Source organism: Dietzia sp. JS16-p6b, assembly GCF_003052165.1.
Taxonomy (GTDB): domain Bacteria; phylum Actinomycetota; class Actinomycetes; order Mycobacteriales; family Mycobacteriaceae; genus Dietzia.
Genome location: NZ_CP024869.1, coordinates 894,790 through 909,725, shown reverse-complemented (window position 1 = coordinate 909,725; position 14,936 = coordinate 894,790). Strand labels below are relative to the sequence as shown.

Genomic DNA, 14,936 nt, shown 5'->3' with positions numbered 1-14,936 from the left:
GAAGAGGGTGTTCGGGACGGACGGATCGTTCTGCGTGAGACCACGGCGAGACACCGGTGAGACACCTCCGCCCCGGCGGGCCGGACACTGGCCGGCGCCACCGGGGCGGGGGTTACGAGCTCACGTCAGTCGATGACCGCGAGAACGTCGCGCGAGGAGAGGATCAGGTACTCCTTGCCCTCGTACTTGATCTCGGTCCCGCCGTACTTGGAGTAGATGACCTTGTCACCCTCCTTGATGTCCATGGGGATGCGGTCGCCGTCCTCGTCGAAGCGGCCCTTGCCGACCGCGACGACGGTGCCCTCCTGGGGCTTCTCCTTGGCGGTGTCCGGGATGACGAGGCCGGACGCCGTGGTGGTCTCGGCAGCGGTGGCCTCGACGAGAATCTTGTCCTCAAGCGGCTTGATCGCCACGATGGATCCTCCGTGTGTAGATGGCTGGTGTGCTCAGGGGGGCGGGGCTCCGGGTGGCGTCGTCGCGGGTGACGCGGCCGGGTCCATGCCTATTGGCACTCTATATGTGCGAGTGCCAGCACTCAAGTGTCCCGGGTGCACGATTCGACCGAGTTCGCCGAGGGCGAACACCGTACGACACAACACACCAGGTTCCGGACACGGACGTGTGCGCGGCCCCCGCGTACGATCAGCGGGAGGTCCCGCCACCCCGCGAGGAGTCGACGCCCATGTCCCGTACCCCCTCCGGTGACGCGGGCGCGCCCGGTGGACGCGATCCGGGCAACCACGCACGCGATTCCGAGGCCGGCCCTGCCGAGGTCAACGGGACGGCACTCGCCGCGATCGTGGTGGCGGTGGGAAACGTGGTCTTCGGGTCCTTCCTCGGACTCTTCGTGCCCCTGCTGCCCCCGGTCTTCGCCCTGGTGTCGGTGGTACTCGGCCATCTCGCCCTGGCGAGGATCCGTCGGACCGGTCAGGCCGGGCGCGGTCTCGCCCTCACTGCCCTCGCGGTGGGATACCTGTGGCTGTTCGTGATCGCCCTGCTGATCTCCGGCATGATGATGCTCACCGGGTACGGCTTCGCGCTACTCGGCTTCTGACCCGCGCGACTCCCCGTTCCCTCCGGGCGCGGGACTCCTCACCCCACCTGCGTCACCCCGACCGTGAGCCCGGGATCCGCGGCGACGGTCAGGGAACTGGGCTCGGCGCCGGCGGCGAGGAGTGCTGACGCCACCGCGACGACCATCGCGCCGTTGTCCGTGCACAACCGCGGCCGGGGTACCCGCAGGCGGATGCCGGCCGCCGCGCACCTCTGCGCCGCCAGTTCGCGAAGCCGGGAGTTCGCCGCCACACCGCCGCCGACGAGCAGGGTCCCCACGCCCAGGTCGGTGCAGGCCCGCACCGCCTTCATGGTGAGCACGTCCGCCACCGCCTCCTGGAAGGACGCGGCGACGTCGGCCACCTCGAGCTGGGACCCGTCACGCTCGGCGGCCTCGATCCGACGCGCGACCGAGGTCTTGAGACCGGAGAAGGAGAAGTCGTGGCGGGCGTCCCGGGGTCCGGTCATGCCGCGCGGGAACGGTATGGCCGCGCCGTCCCCGGACGCCGCGAGACGATCGATCACCGGCCCGCCCGGGTATCCCAACCCCAGCAGCCTCGCGACCTTGTCGTAGGCCTCCCCCGCCGCGTCGTCCACCGTCGACCCGAGCTCGACCACCGGTTCGGTGAGGGACCGCACGTGCAGCAGTTGGGTGTGCCCACCGGAGACCAGCAGCGCCACGCACTCCTCGAGTGGTCCACCGTCGAACCCGGCCACGGCGACGTGTCCCACCAGGTGGTTGACCGCGTAGAACGGCGTGCCCCACGCGGCGGCGTAGGCCTTGGCCGCCGCGGATCCCACCAACAGGGCACCGGACAGTCCGGGGCCGATGGTCGCGGCAACGGCGTCGGGACGGTCCACCCCCGCCTCGGCGAGCGCCGCGCGCACGGTGGGCACGAGTGCCTCGAGGTGCGCGCGGGAGGCGATCTCGGGTACCACCCCACCGAACCGCGCGTGCTCGGACATCGACGAGGCCACCACGTCGGAGAGCAGTTCCGCGCGCCCGTCGTCGTGGATCCGCGCGATCGCCACACCCGTCTCGTCACACGAGCTCTCGATCCCCAGTACGGTCCTCACGGGTTGCCACCCCCTCGCTCGTCGGGTCCGCCGCGCGCCGGACGCACCATCAGGTACGCGTCGGCCATGCTCGGACGGTAATACCGGGGCCGCAGCCCCACCACCTCGAAGCCGTGGGCCTCGTAGAGCGTGCGGGCCGGGACGTTGTCGGTGCGCACGTCCAGGAGGACGGGAGCCGCCTCGGCATCCGCCACGTCGAGCAGCAGGCGCAGCAGGGTACGTCCGATCCCCCGGCCCCGATAGGCGGGATCGACGCCGATGGTGTGGACCTCGAACTCCCGGTCCCCCTCCCGCCCGAGCGCCGCCAGCACGGCGTAACCGACCACCACGTCCTCGGTACGGGCGGCGAGACAGGTGGTGTGCCCGGCACCGATCTCGGACAGGAACGCCGCGGCCGACCACGGTCCGTCACCGCGAAAGAGCACGCGCTCGAGGTCCGCGCATCGCATCGCGTCGCCCGCGACCAACTGGTCGTAGACGACGTCGTCCACGTCGGTCTTCTCCGGTACCCGGCCGCTCACCCCCGTGGCCCTCCGGGTTCGGTGCCCCGCAGGGCGGGCGACGGTTCCACCCGGCGGGGCGGTACGGCATCCGGACGGCGCAGGTAGAGAGGCTCGAGAGGGGCGGGGGCCACTCCGTTGAGGAGGTCCGCGGCGGCGGCCGTGACGAGCCCGGCCGGGTCCGGTGACACCAGCCGGTCCGGCGCGCCGGTCCTCCCGCCACCCGTCCGGGCGCGGGGCGTCCGGCCGACGAGCTCACCGAGTCGGGTGACGTCGCCGACCACGTGGTCCACCCCCTCGGTGGAGATGGCCGCCGCGGGACCGACCGTGGGACCGGCCACGCGGCGGCCGTCCGGGGAGTACCGGGCGTGATAGGCCTCGCGGCGACGGGCGTCGGTGACGACGAGGAGGTCGCCCGTCAACCCGGCTGCGCGCGCCCGCCACGCGAGCCCGTCGAGCGAGCACACCCCGTGCGCCGGTCGGCCGAGGGCATCGGCGAAGGCGGCCGCGGTCGCCATGCCCACCCGGAGGCCGGTGAACGGCCCCGGCCCCACGCCGACCACCACGGCATCGAGGTCCTCGGGGGCCAGGTCCGCCTCCGCGAGGCAGTCCAGGATGTGAGGGGTGAGCAGCTCGGCGTGCGCCCGTGCGTCCTCGGTCACACGGGTGGCCAGGGGGGTCACGGCCGGGCCGCGACCCCCCTCGACGAGGCGGCAGACCCCTGCCGTGACGGCGGGGGTCGAGGTGTCGACGGCGAGAACCAGCACGGTGGTCAGGGTACCGCCGGGCCGGGCGCCCGACCGGCCCGGCGCCAGGTGGCCGAGCGCACCTCCGTCTCGGCACCGCGCTGGAGGGTGACGACGAGTGGCGCCGCGACCAGGGACTCCACGAACCCGGCCCCCCACTCCACCACCACCACGTCATGGTCGAGCGAGGAATCCAGGTCGAGGGACTCCAACTGGTCGGCCAGATCACCGGACGAGGGCTGCGACCCGTCGGGGTTCTCACCCCCCACCAGGCGGTAGGCGTCCACGTGGACCAGCCCGGGGCCGCCCGGGGCTCCGGGGGCGTGCCGACGGGCGATCACGAAGGTCGGTGAGGTCACCCGGCCCCGGACGCCCAGCCCGGCGGCGATCCCGGCGGTGAGTGCGGTCTTGCCTGCACCGAGGGGCCCGTCGAGGACCACCACGTCGCCGGCCCCCAGCAGTGCCGCGAGTTCCACGCCGAGCTGACGCGTGTCCTCCACGGTCGGGAGGGTCCGCGCCCCCGGTACCCCGATCGTCACGACGCCGTGCTTCGGCGCCCCGGCGGCCCGTGCGTGCGTGCGCGCCACTCGACGACGGCGTCCGCGATCAGGTCACCGAGCACCTCCGACACGTGCGCGGGCTCCTCCAGCATCACCATGTGACCGGCTCCGGGGACCACCACGAACTCGGCGTCCGGCAACGCCTCGGCGATGTCCACCGAGCGGTCCAGGGGGGTGAGCAGGTCGCGGTCTCCGCACAACACCGTGGTCCGTACGTCCCGCAGCACGGGGACGGCCGCGGACTCGTCGTGCTGGGTGAGGGTCTCGAAGAAGTTCGCGATGGTCAGCATGTCCGTCGAGGCGATGAGCTTGTCGACGAACCGCGCGACGGTCGGGCTCATCTTGGCCGGGTCGCCGAACGAGCCGCCATAGATGAACGGGGAGATGACGGCCCCGAGGGCCTTGCGGCTGCTGGTGAACACCCCCGGCGTGCGGCCGGCCAGGCCCACGAACCTGCTGACGGCCCGGCTGTCGAGTACGGCACCCAGGCCCGACTCGGACAGTTCCGCCATCGCGGTGGCGACCAACCCCACACCGAGCACCCGATCGCGGACCGCCTCGGAGTGACGGGCCGCATAGCCCAGCACCGTCATCCCCCCCATGGAATGCCCGATCGCCACGATCGGGCCGGTCGGGGCGGTGGCCGAGATCACCGAGTTGAGGTCGGCCGCCAACTGGGCGATCGTCGAGTTCTCGCGTGAGCTCTTCCCGCTGAGCCCGTGACCACGCTGATCGTAGAAGACCAACCGGACCTCGGACCCGAACCGGTCCTGGAGGTGTCGACGCTGGAAGTGCCAGGAATCCATCGACAGCGTGTAGCCGTGGGCGAACACCACGGTCATCGGCGCGTCAGTCGGGCCGGCCTCACGCACCGCGAGCGGGACCCCGTCCGAAGCGGCGACCATCGAACCCCGGTCGACCCCGAGCTCCCACATGTCCTCTCCGGCCCACGGGTCGCTCGCCCGGCGCCCGGGTAGGAGGGTGCCGACGGATCCGATCGTCGCCGCGCCGAGCGCGCTCAGCCCCGCGGCGAGCCCTCCGGGGGTCCGGATCTGCTCGTCGACGGCCTCGGCGTCCCGGGCCTCCCCGCCCACCAGCTCGGGCGAGCGGACCTCGACGGGCTCCCTCGCGGGCGACCTGGAGGGGCGCCGGGGGAGCCGGAGTCTGGGCATCGACCTCCGGCGCCCGGGCGAGCCGTCTTCTCCACTCATGTCGACCCCTCCTCGCGCCGGTCCGAGGTGTGGCGGGCCCCGAGCACGTGACGGCGCACCGCGCGGCCGCGGACCGCGGTGACGACCTCGTAGTGGATGGTCCCGAGGGACCGGGCCCACTCGGCGGCGGTGGGTCCGCCGTCGGAACCGTCGCCGAACAGCACGGCGGTGTCCCCCGCCCGCACCGTGTCGCCCGGGTCCGGGCCGAGGTCGACGACGAACTGGTCCATGCAGACACGTCCGACGTTGGGGTAGCGACGCCCGTTGATCTGCACGTCGAGGCCGCCCGAGAGCAGACGCCACACCCCGTCTGCGTACCCCGCCGCCACGAGAGCCACGGTGGTGTCGTGCGGGGCGTGCCATGTGTGCCCGTAGCTCACTCCCTGACCGGCGGCGATGCGCTTGACCATGAGCACCTCGGCGGAGAACGTCATCGCCGGGACCAGGTCCGCCTCGAGACCGTCGACGGGGTTGAGCCCGTAGAGCGCGATCCCGGGGCGGACCATCTCGAACCCGTCGTCCGGGCGGGTGAGGGTGGCCGCGGAGTTGGCGTGGTGGTTCACCGGGCACTCCAACCCCCGGGCGCGAGCCTGCGCCACGCACGTGTGGAGCCTGGCGACCTGCTGGTCGATCACCGGGTGGCCCGGGTCGTCGGCGTGCGCGAAGTGCGCCATCAGCCCTGTCACCTCCACGAGGCCCTCCTCGGAGGCGGCGACGAGCCGGTCGAGCAGGACCGGCCACTCCTCGAGGGTTATGCCGGAGCGCGCGAGACCGGTGTCGATCTTGGGCGTCACCCTGGCGCGGCGTCCGGTCCGGCGGGCGGCGTCGAGCACCGTGTCGAGGTGTCCCGGGCTGGGGACCGCCAGGTCCACCTCTGCGGCCAGCGCCGCGCCCACGTCGTCACCGACCGAGAACAACCAGGCCAGGATCTCGGCGTCGATACCCGCCATCCGGAGCTGGACGGCCTCGGCGATCGTGGTGACACCCAACGCGTCCGCCCCACCGCGCAGTGCGGCGAGGGACACGGGTACGGCCCCGTGGCCGTAGGCGTCCGCCTTCACCACGGCCATGACGCGCGCACCGCTGGCGGCCCGCGTCAGGACGCGGGAGTTGTGCTCGATCGCGTCCAGGTCTATCTCGACGCGACACGGCGACTGGGGGACAATTGGACCCATTTCGTCCATTCTGCCAAACCTTGGCCGTGAGAGGCCATTCACGCTCCGCGGATCGCGGAGATCGCCGTCGGGACCGCACGCACCAGATCCCCGGCGCCGATCGGCGCACCGGGACCGCCCGTGCGCCGCGCCGCGAACCGCGCGGCCTCGCCGTGGACCACCGCGGCGGCGACCGCCGACCACGCGACCTCCCCACCGGAATCCGTGTCGCCGTACCCCACGCCGCCCCCGCCCAGACCGTTCGCGAGCAGGGCGCCGGCCATCCCGGACAACACGTCCCCGGATCCCGCCGTCGCGGCCCAGGAGGAGCCCGGGTCGACCGACCAGGCGGTCTGCCCGTCGTCGACGAGCGTCACCCGCCCCTTGAGCAGCACCGTCGCCGGGATCCCCCGGTTGCGCAGATCCGAGACGTACCTGCGCAGGGCGCCCGGCCGATCCGACCGGTCCCACCCCCCGGTCAGCCTGTCGAACTCCCCGGCGTGGGGGGTGAGCAGTACCGGGGCCCTCGCACTCCGCAGCACCACGGGATGGCTCGCGATGCAGGTCAGTGCGTCGGCATCCAGGACGGTCGGTCGCGCCCGGGCCAGGATCGCCTCGATGTCGGCGACCGCCGCCGCCCCGGTCCCGGCTCCCGGTCCCACGACCCAGGACTGCGCGGTCCCGGTCTCGGCGACCGACGGGTGACACACCACCTCCGGGCGAGCGGCGAGTACGTCAGCCGCTCCGGAGCCGACGTACCGGACCATCCCCGACGTGGCCGCCACCGCGGCCGAGGCGCACAGCACGGCCGCTCCGGGGAACCGGCCGGATCCCGCCCGGATGGCCACCACGCCCTGGGTGTACTTGTCGTCCTCCGGCCCGGGGACCGGCCAGGCCCGGCCCACCTCTGACGGGTCGGGCCGGTACACCGTCAGCGGTCCCGAGGCGGGTTCCGCCAGTCCGATGTCGACCACCTCGACCCGGCCGCACGTGGGCGAGGCGAGCAGGTGGGCGCGCCGGAGGGCCCCGAACGTGACGGTGACGTCTGCCCGGACGTGTGCGTCGTGCACCGTGCCGGTGTCGGCGTCCACCCCGCTCGGCAGGTCCACCGCCAGGAAAGGCGACCCGGCCCGGGTGAGCGCGGCGACCGTCGCCGCCGCGGGCTCCCGCAGCGGGCCGGATCCCGCGAGCCCCACGACGCCGTCGATCACCACGTCCGGCGCGGCCGCCGCGCCGCAGACCGCGTCGACCCCGCCGGTGGTCACCCGACCCCCGGCACCGCGCAGGGCCCGCAGCGCCCGCGCGTGGACCCGGTCGGGGTCGAGGAGGACGGCCTCCACCCGACACCCCCGCCCACGCAGGGCCGCGCCGGCGTAGAGGGCGTCACCGCCGTTGTCCCCGGTGCCCACGAGCAGCACGACCGAGCGACCGTAGACCCCTCCGGTCCGCCTCCGCAGGAGCGCCGCGGTGTGGTGGGCGACCCCCGATGCGGCGCGGCGCATCACGGCGTCGGGTTCCCCCGCGGCCTCGGCGGCCTCGATGAGCGGGCGCTCCGCGGATCGGATCGCCTCGACCGGATGCGCGCGCAACATGATGTCCACGTCCTTCCTCGGACCCGGGGGCGGGTCACTCCACAGTGACGGATTTGGCGAGATTGCGGGGCTTGTCCACGTCGTAGCCGCGGGCGGCGGCGACCTCGGCGGCGAAGGCCTGGTAGGGGATCGTCGCGAGCAACGGTTGCAGCAGGGTGGTCGACGCCGGGATCGGGATGAAGTGGTCCGACAGCGGTCGCACCACCTCGTCCCCCTCCTCGGCGATCACGATGGTCCGTGCACCACGGGCCCGGATCTCCTGGATGTTGCTCACCAGCTTGGAGTGCAGGACCCCGCGTCCCTCGACCGGCGGCATCACGATGAACACGGGCAGGTCGTCCTCGATCAGCGCGATCGGACCGTGCTTGAGCTCGCCCGCCGGGAAACCCTCGGCGTGCATGTACGCCAATTCCTTGAGCTTGAGCGCTCCCTCGAGGGCGGTCGGGTAGCCGACGTGGCGGCCGAGGAACAACACCGACTTCGACCCGGCGAGCTCCCGGGCGATCTCGCGGACCGGGTCGAGGGAGTCGACCACCTTCTGGATGGCGACGGGCATCTGCTCGAGCTGACGGAACTCGGCCGCCACCTCGTCGGGGTACTTGGTACCGCGGGCCTGGGCCAACGCCAGCCCGACGAGATAGTTGGCGGTGATCTGGGCGAGGTACGCCTTGGTGGACGCCACCCCGATCTCCGGGCCGGCGTGGGTGTAGAGCACGGCGTCGGCCTCACGCGGGATCTGCGACCCGTTGGTGTTGCAGACCGCCAGTACGCGGGCCTTCTGGGACTTGGCGTGACGGACGGCCTCGAGGGTGTCGGCGGTCTCACCGGACTGCGAGATGGCCACCACGAGGGTGGACCGGTCCAACACGGGGTCCCGATAGCGGAACTCCGAGGCGATCTCGACCTCGCAGGGCAGACGGGTCCAGTGCTCGATGGCGTACTTGGCCACCATCCCGGAGTGGTACGCGCTGCCGCAGGCCACGATGAAGACCTTGTCGATGTCCCGCAGGTCCTGGTCGCTGATCCGCTGCTCGTCGAGCACGATCCGACCGTCCTGGAAGTGTCCCAGCAGGGTGTCGGCGACCGCCGCGGGCTGCTCGGCGATCTCCTTGAGCATGAAGTAGTCGTATCCGCCCTTCTCCGCGGCGGCCAGATCCCAGTCGATGTGGAACGGGCGTCCTTCGGCTGGCTCACCGGCGAGATCGGTGATCTCGTAGCCGTCGGCCCGCAGGACCACCACGTTGTCCTGGCCGAGTTCGACCGCCTCTCGGGTGTGCTCGATGAACGCCGCGACATCCGAACCGAGGAACATCTCGCCCTGACCGACGCCCAGCACCAACGGGGTCGACCGCCGGGCCGCGACAAGGGTTCCCGGGTGGGCGGCGTGACTGAAGACCAGGGTGAACGCCCCCTCGAGGCGGCTCAGAACGGCCCGGCACGAGGCGACGAAGTCCCCCGCGTGGGGACCGGACCCCATCTCCCGCGCCAGCAGATGCGCGGCGACCTCGGAGTCGGTGTCCGAGACCAGGTCGACCCCGGCGGCCTCCAACTCCGCACGCAGGGGGGCGAAGTTCTCGATGATGCCGTTGTGCACGATCGCCACGTCGCCGGAGACGTGCGGGTGGGCATTGCGGTCGCTGGGCCGTCCGTGGGTGGCCCAGCGGGTGTGACCGATCCCGGTGGTCCCCGGGAAACCGTCGCGGCCGGCGGAGTCCAACGCGGCCTCGAGGTTGGCGAGTTTGCCCTCCTTCTTCTCGACGCGGGACCCACCCGAACCGTCCAGGACGGCCACGCCCGAGGAGTCGTAGCCGCGGTACTCCATCCGCCGCAGGGCCTCGACCACGACAGGGAGGGCAGCCTGGTGCCCGACATATCCGACGATTCCGCACATGGCCGATCAGTCTAGTCCGGCCGACCCGACTCCCCGGCACCGTCGACCCCCCGGAGGCGATACTGTGGCCCTCGTGGCCACCAAGACCAAAGCACTGCTCGACAAGGTGAACCGGCGGGGCCCCTACGGGGTCGATACGGGCGACCTCGGTTTCACCGGGACGCCGGGCGCCGTGTTCGTGCCCAGTGACGCACCGTCGCCCGCCCCGCTGGTGGGCTTCGCCCACGACTGGACCAAGGGCCCCCGCGACTACACCGACACGCTCAAGCACCTCGCCTCGTGGGGTTTCGTCGTGGTGGCGCCCGCGACCGACCGGTCTCCCCGGCCGAATCACCAGCACTTCGCCGACCACCTCTCGGCCGCGATCGAGGACGTCCTCCAGGCCAGGCTCGGCCGGGGAACGGTCCGCGCGGACCCCCGACGCATCGGTCTGGCCGGCCACGGACTCGGGGCCGGGGTCTGCGCCCTGCTGGCCTCCCAGCGCACCGACATCGACGCAGTGGCGATGGCGTTCCCCACCGCGACCGTCCCGTCCGCCGCCGATCGGGCGATCACCATCGATGCGCCGGGCCTGCTGCTGTCGGCCTCGGGTGGCGTGCACGCCGAGGACGCGCGGGCGATCCACCTGGCATGGCGCGGTCCGATCGTGCACCGGCGTCTCGAGAAGGCCATCGAGACCGGCCTTGTCGAGGGCGCGCCGTTGATCAAGTACGTCGGGCTCGCGGACCCGGATCGTCGGACACAACGCACGGTGCGCCCGCTGCTGGCGGGTTATCTCCTGAACACGCTCGCGGGCGATGCGACCTACTCGGCGTTCGCCGACCCGGAGGAGACGCTCAAGGACACCGTCACGGTGACCGACGCGATGCTGGACGAGGAGGACGACGACCTCACGGCCGGCGGGCCGCCGCTGCTCCGACTCTTCAAGAGCTTCACCGGGAGCTGAGCCCGCCGGATGACCCGGCAGGCCCGGGCCCGCCGGGGTCCCGGGGCCGCCGGGGTCCCGGGGCCGCCGGGGTCCCGGGGCCTCGTCAGACGGTGGTGACGAGTCCCGCCAACCTCTCGGCCACCCTGCGGGCGCAGTGCGCGTCCTCCGCTTCCACCATGACGCGGACCAGTTGCTCGGTGCCCGACGGGCGCAGCAGTACCCTGCCCGTCGCCCCCAGTCGTGCCTCTTCCTCGGCCACAGCGTCGCCCACCAGCGCGGACGACACGACAGCGGCCTTGTTCTCCACCGGCACGTTGATCAGGATCTGCGGGAGCACGGTCATCACTCCGGCGAGCTGGGCCAGGGAGCTACCGGTCTCCGCCATCCGGGCCATGATGCGAAGGCCGGTGAGAACCCCGTCGCCGGTGGTCGCGTGGGCGGGGAGGACGAGGTGACCGGACTGCTCGCCGCCCAGGCTGTACCCACCCTCACGAAGGCGTTCCAGAACGTAGCGGTCCCCCACCTTGGTCTCGGTGACGTGGATCCCTGCGGCCTGCATCGCCACCTTGAGGCCGAGGTTGCTCATGACCGTCGCCACGAGGGTGTTCTCCACGAGTTCTCCGGCGTCCCGCATTGCCAGCGCGAGGATCGCCATGATCCGGTCACCGTCGACGACCTCACCGGAGGCGTCCACGGCCAGGCAACGATCCGCGTCGCCGTCGTGCGCGAGGCCGAGATCCGCGCCGTGCTCGAGGACGGCCGCGCGCACGTCGTCCAGGTGTGTGGAGCCGCACCCGTCGTTGATGTTGTACCCGTCGGGGCTGGAGTGGAGCTCGATCACGGTCGCCCCCGCATCACGGTAGGCGCGCGGCGCCGCCACACTCGCCGCCCCGTTGGCGCAGTCGACCACCACCCGGAGGCCGTCCAGCCGTCCCGGCGTCGCGTCGAGCAGGTGCCGGACGTATCCGTCCAGGGCGTCCTCCGACGGCGCACGTGAGATCCGGCCGACCTCCGCCCCGGTGGGTCCGGTGATCCTCCCCTCGGCGAGCGCATCCTCGATGCGGTCCTCCAGGTGGTCACCTAGCTTGTGCCCGCCGGCGGCGAAGAATTTGATGCCGTTGTCGGGCATCGCGTTGTGCGAGGCCGAGATGACCGCCCCGAGCGCCGCACCGTGCCAGGCCGTCAGATGGGCGACGGCCGGGGTCGGGAGTTCCCCGACGCACAGCACGTCCACCCCCTGGCTGGCCAGACCCGCGGCGAGCGCCGCCTCCAGCATCTCCCCCGACGCCCGGGGGTCGCGGCCCACGACGGCCAGTGGCCGGGCCGGGGCGACCTCGGGCCCGGTGGCGCGGGTCTCGCTCGCGAGGACGGCGGCGGCAGCGGCTCCGAGCCGGACCGCCAAGTCCACCGTGAGCGTCTGATTGGCGAGTCCGCGAACCCCGTCGGTACCGAAAAGTCGGGTCATGATGCGTGATCCTCCGGGATAGGGGGACCGCCACCGCACGCGGCGTGGGTGGTCCGGACCGGGTAAGGATAACCCCGGCCGTGCGGTCCCTCGGGAAACGAGCCAGAGCAGGCCCCCGCGGTAGCGGGCGCCTGCTCTGGGATATCGAGCGCGTCGATCAGCGCTTCGAGTACTGCGGTGCCTTACGGGCCTTCTTCAGGCCTGCCTTCTTGCGCTCGACGGCGCGGGCGTCCCGGGTGAGGAAGCCGGCCTTCTTGAGCGCCGGGCGGTCATCCGAGGAGTACTCGGTCAGCGCACGGGCGATCGCCAGGCGCAGTGCACCGGCCTGACCCGACGGTCCTCCACCGTGGAGCAGTGCCACGATGTCGAACTGCTCCTCGCGCTCGACGAGGACCAGCGGCGACTTGACGAGCTGCTGGTGAACCTTGTTCGGGAAGTAGTCCTCGAGGCTACGACCGTTGAGGGTGAACTGACCGGAACCGGGCATGAGGCGGACGCGGGCGACGGCCTCCTTGCGACGTCCGACCGCCTGTGCCGGACCGGAGGAGACGACCGGGGCCAGCTGGGACTCGGCGTCGGCCACGTAGTCGGTGCCGCCGGCGTAGTCGGCCTCGCTGTAGTCCTCGGCCACCTCGGCGGCGAGCTCCGCCACCGTGTCGTCGGCGAGCTCGGCCTCGGGGGTGATGTTCTCGTCGGTCACTGGGCCACCTGCTTGATCTCGTAGGGCACGGGCTGCTGGGCGGCGTGCGGGTGATCGGGCCCCGCGTACACCTTCAACTTGGAGGCGACGGCACGACCGAGCTTGTTGCTCGGCAGCATGCCCTTGACGGCCTTCTCGACGACGCGATCCGGGCGCGTGTCCATGGCCTTACCGAGGGACTGCGACTTGAGTCCGCCGGGGAACCCGGAGTGGCGGTGATGCATCACGCGCTCGCGCTTGTTGGACGAGATCGCGACCTTGTCGGCGTTGATGATGATGACGAAGTCGCCGGTGTCGGCGTTCGGGGCGAACTGCGGCTTGTGCTTGCCACGGAGGATGTTGGCGACCTGGACGGCGAGTCGACCGAGAACCACATCAGTGGCGTCGATGACGTACCAGGCGCGCGTCACGTCCCCGGGCTTGGGGGTGTACGTGGACACAGGCGATACCTCTGTCTGTCTAGTGGGGCTGCCGGCCGACCGGACGCCCTCCCCCTCGCGCGGCGGCCGGTGGTGACCCGCGGAGGCGGTCCGCCGATCCCCGGACACGGAGACGACACGGACGCCGACGGTCAACCATACCGTCCGGGTGCGGACACTCCAACTCGCCGATCACGGACGGGCGGACATCGGTTAGACTCTCCCCGGTTCCCGCCCTCGTAGCTCAGTGGATAGAGCACGGCTCTCCTAAAGCCGGTGTCGGAGGTTCGATTCCTCTCGAGGGCACCACGGCGCGGGTCGGGTGGCCCCCGGCCCCTCAGCCCCTCAGCCCCTCAGCCCCTTCGGCCCCGTCAGCCCCTTCGGCCCCGTCAGCCCCTTCGGCCCCGTCAGCCCCTTCGGCCCCGCTCAGGCCCGCGACACCCGATGTCGAACCCGGACAGGCGCCCCGTTGACATCGATACATGCACGTATGATGATGTATGCATGCCGAGGCGGCGGACGCCGCCCATGACGGGCGGACACCGCCCCGGACGACCGGCGACGAGGAACAGGAGCCCCACCCATGACCGTGACCGACCACCCCACCGCCGAACCGCACTCCCACACCCACGGACCCGGCTGCGGACACGAGGCGATCGTCCACGAGGATCACGTGGACTACCTGCATGACGGCCACCTGCACCGCGAGCACGACGGCCACTACGACGAGTGCACCACCTGCTCGTGTGACAACTGCGACGACAGCTGCGCGATGTGCACCTGCACGAACTGCACCTGCGAGACCTGCAACCACAACATCTGCTCGTGCGACAACTGCGGCGAGCGGCACGAGTGCGCGAACTGCGTCTGCGACGACTGCAGCTGCGCGACCTGCCGGCACGCGGCCTGACGGTCCCGGACGACACCCGCCCGTCACGGGCCCGTCACGGGCCGGCCCGCAACATATCTGACCGATACGGTCGAGCCCGCTGATGACACATCAGCGGGCTCGACGCTTCTCGGCCTGTCAGCGTCGCAGAGTCGCGGCGAACGCCCCGGTCAACGCCAGGATCGGCAACCCGATGAACAGGTGGACTATCGCGGCGGCCACCCCGTCGAGGAACGGGACCGTCACCAGGAGCGGCAGCGCCACGGCCGCGATGATCAGCAGCCCCACGGTCCACGAGAAAAACTGCTGCGGGTTGGCGGTGCCGACGAGCAGCAGGTACCAGAGGAGCCCGGCCAGGATCGCGGCCACCGCCCCGTAGACGGCGTACATGGTGGGGGTGTTGCCGCCGTTGGCCCACTGGTGGCCGAACCGGCCGAACGCCGCGTCCACCACCCAGGCGATCAGCCACCCGGCGATCGCCGCCACGAGAGCCGTGGCCGCGACGCTGCCCAGGAATTTGCCCACGTCGATAGCCGGACCGCGGGGCGCCCGGCGCTCCTGGTAGCCGGCGTCGTTCGAGTAGGGCTCGTCGTACCCAGCGTCCCCGCCCATCTGCGAGTACGCGCGCGAGTCGGGCTGGCCCATGCGCCGCGTCTGGTCGTCCTGTCCGGGATACATTCTTCTACCGCCTCCGAATCGGTGTGGTGGTCACCGAGGGTAGCCCCTTTGTCCACCGACTTCCCGCCTGCCG

General features: G+C 71.9%; 16 protein-coding genes and 1 tRNA gene. 4 read left to right on the top strand and 13 right to left on the bottom strand.

Annotated elements, in window-relative coordinates; all coding sequences use genetic code 11:
• Positions 1 to 125 precede the first annotated feature (125 nt).
• Complete coding sequence (gene groES / locus CT688_RS04125; protein ID WP_017837219.1) at positions 126 to 413, bottom strand: co-chaperone GroES; 288 nt, start codon at positions 411 to 413, stop codon at positions 126 to 128.
• 269 nt (positions 414 to 682) lie between these two features.
• On the opposite strand from groES, the gene CT688_RS17270 reads away from it, so the two are divergent.
• Entirely contained in the window at positions 683 to 1,054 is a 372-nt protein-coding gene (locus tag CT688_RS17270) for a DUF4190 domain-containing protein (protein WP_159077983.1), read from the top strand.
• A 38-nt stretch (positions 1,055 to 1,092) separates the two neighbouring features.
• Here the strand turns inward: CT688_RS17270 and tsaD are convergent, their stop codons facing one another.
• Genes tsaD through glmS form a run of 8 tightly spaced genes read right to left on the bottom strand, consistent with a single transcriptional unit; the run spans position 1,093 to position 9,784 of the window.
• Positions 1,093 to 2,130 carry a tRNA (adenosine(37)-N6)-threonylcarbamoyltransferase complex transferase subunit TsaD gene (tsaD, locus tag CT688_RS04115; protein ID WP_107755865.1) on the bottom strand — a complete coding sequence of 346 codons (1,038 nt, stop codon included), beginning with the start codon at positions 2,128 to 2,130 and terminating at the stop codon, positions 1,093 to 1,095.
• Positions 2,127 to 2,651, bottom strand: coding sequence for a ribosomal protein S18-alanine N-acetyltransferase (gene rimI, locus CT688_RS04110; RefSeq protein ID WP_370446328.1), 525 nt, complete (start codon positions 2,649 to 2,651; stop codon positions 2,127 to 2,129). The genes tsaD and rimI overlap by 4 nt, the downstream gene beginning before the upstream one ends.
• On the bottom strand, positions 2,648 to 3,397 hold the full coding sequence (gene tsaB, locus CT688_RS04105) for a tRNA (adenosine(37)-N6)-threonylcarbamoyltransferase complex dimerization subunit type 1 TsaB (RefSeq protein WP_107755864.1): 750 nt from the start codon (positions 3,395 to 3,397) through the stop codon (positions 2,648 to 2,650). Before tsaB ends, rimI begins: the two co-directional genes overlap by 4 nt.
• A gap of 5 nt (positions 3,398 to 3,402) precedes the next feature.
• Positions 3,403 to 3,915, bottom strand: a complete 513-nt coding sequence (locus CT688_RS04100) for a tRNA (adenosine(37)-N6)-threonylcarbamoyltransferase complex ATPase subunit type 1 TsaE (protein ID WP_197431468.1) — start codon at positions 3,913 to 3,915, stop codon at positions 3,403 to 3,405.
• Positions 3,912 to 5,147, bottom strand: a complete 1,236-nt coding sequence (locus tag CT688_RS04095; protein WP_107755862.1) for an alpha/beta fold hydrolase — start codon at positions 5,145 to 5,147, stop codon at positions 3,912 to 3,914. The genes CT688_RS04100 and CT688_RS04095 overlap by 4 nt, the downstream gene beginning before the upstream one ends.
• Positions 5,144 to 6,322, bottom strand: coding sequence for an alanine racemase (gene alr / locus CT688_RS04090; protein WP_370446327.1), 1,179 nt, complete (start codon positions 6,320 to 6,322; stop codon positions 5,144 to 5,146). The genes CT688_RS04095 and alr overlap by 4 nt, the downstream gene beginning before the upstream one ends.
• 38 nt (positions 6,323 to 6,360) lie before the next feature.
• Positions 6,361 to 7,893 (bottom strand): NAD(P)H-hydrate epimerase, encoded by a 1,533-nt coding sequence (locus tag CT688_RS04085; RefSeq protein WP_107757987.1) that lies wholly within the window; start codon positions 7,891 to 7,893, stop codon positions 6,361 to 6,363.
• 34 nt (positions 7,894 to 7,927) lie between these two features.
• Positions 7,928 to 9,784 (bottom strand): glutamine--fructose-6-phosphate transaminase (isomerizing), encoded by a 1,857-nt coding sequence (glmS, locus tag CT688_RS04080; protein ID WP_107755860.1) that lies wholly within the window; start codon positions 9,782 to 9,784, stop codon positions 7,928 to 7,930.
• Between the two features lie 73 nt (positions 9,785 to 9,857).
• Here glmS and CT688_RS04075 point away from each other — a divergent pair, with 73 nt between their 5' ends.
• Entirely contained in the window at positions 9,858 to 10,730 is an 873-nt protein-coding gene (locus CT688_RS04075; protein WP_231750486.1) for a dienelactone hydrolase family protein, read from the top strand.
• An 85-nt stretch (positions 10,731 to 10,815) separates the two neighbouring features.
• Here the strand turns inward: CT688_RS04075 and glmM are convergent, their stop codons facing one another.
• The 3 genes from glmM to rplM form a co-directional block, all read right to left on the bottom strand.
• Positions 10,816 to 12,177: a phosphoglucosamine mutase gene (gene glmM, locus CT688_RS04070; RefSeq protein WP_107755858.1), complete on the bottom strand. Its 1,362-nt coding sequence runs from the start codon at positions 12,175 to 12,177 to the stop codon at positions 10,816 to 10,818.
• A 157-nt stretch (positions 12,178 to 12,334) separates the two neighbouring features.
• Positions 12,335 to 12,808 carry a 30S ribosomal protein S9 gene (gene rpsI / locus CT688_RS04065; protein ID WP_370446350.1) on the bottom strand — a complete coding sequence of 158 codons (474 nt, stop codon included), beginning with the start codon at positions 12,806 to 12,808 and terminating at the stop codon, positions 12,335 to 12,337.
• A gap of 65 nt (positions 12,809 to 12,873) precedes the next feature.
• Positions 12,874 to 13,317 carry a 50S ribosomal protein L13 gene (rplM, locus tag CT688_RS04060; protein ID WP_017837232.1) on the bottom strand — a complete coding sequence of 148 codons (444 nt, stop codon included), beginning with the start codon at positions 13,315 to 13,317 and terminating at the stop codon, positions 12,874 to 12,876.
• 212 nt (positions 13,318 to 13,529) lie between these two features.
• Between rplM and CT688_RS04055 the strand changes: the two genes are divergently transcribed.
• Both CT688_RS04055 and CT688_RS04050 read left to right on the top strand, forming a co-directional pair.
• Positions 13,530 to 13,605 (top strand) — tRNA-Arg (locus CT688_RS04055).
• 274 nt (positions 13,606 to 13,879) lie between these two features.
• Positions 13,880 to 14,206, top strand: a complete 327-nt coding sequence (locus CT688_RS04050) for a hypothetical protein (protein ID WP_107755856.1) — start codon at positions 13,880 to 13,882, stop codon at positions 14,204 to 14,206.
• Between the two features lie 117 nt (positions 14,207 to 14,323).
• Here CT688_RS04050 and CT688_RS04045 read toward each other — a convergent pair whose 3' ends face one another.
• On the bottom strand, positions 14,324 to 14,863 hold the full coding sequence (locus CT688_RS04045) for a hypothetical protein (RefSeq protein WP_107755855.1): 540 nt from the start codon (positions 14,861 to 14,863) through the stop codon (positions 14,324 to 14,326).
• Between the last annotated feature and the right edge of the window lie 73 nt (positions 14,864 to 14,936).

Excerpts from the sequence above, each read along its gene's own strand:
- CT688_RS17270 (WP_159077983.1), top strand. The coding sequence starts at position 683 with ATGTCCCGTACCCCCTCCGGTGACGCGGGCGCGCCCGGTGGACGCGAT.
- CT688_RS04095 (WP_107755862.1), bottom strand. The coding sequence starts at position 5,147 with ATGAGTGGAGAAGACGGCTCGCCCGGGCGCCGGAGGTCGATGCCCAGA.
- alr (WP_370446327.1), bottom strand. The coding sequence starts at position 6,322 with ATGGGTCCAATTGTCCCCCAGTCGCCGTGTCGCGTCGAGATAGACCTG.
- CT688_RS04085 (WP_107757987.1), bottom strand. The coding sequence starts at position 7,893 with ATGTTGCGCGCGCATCCGGTCGAGGCGATCCGATCCGCGGAGCGCCCG.
- glmS (WP_107755860.1), bottom strand. The coding sequence starts at position 9,784 with ATGTGCGGAATCGTCGGATATGTCGGGCACCAGGCTGCCCTCCCTGTC.
- glmM (WP_107755858.1), bottom strand. The coding sequence starts at position 12,177 with ATGACCCGACTTTTCGGTACCGACGGGGTTCGCGGACTCGCCAATCAG.
- CT688_RS04050 (WP_107755856.1), top strand. The coding sequence starts at position 13,880 with ATGACCGTGACCGACCACCCCACCGCCGAACCGCACTCCCACACCCAC.
- CT688_RS04045 (WP_107755855.1), bottom strand. The coding sequence starts at position 14,863 with ATGTATCCCGGACAGGACGACCAGACGCGGCGCATGGGCCAGCCCGAC.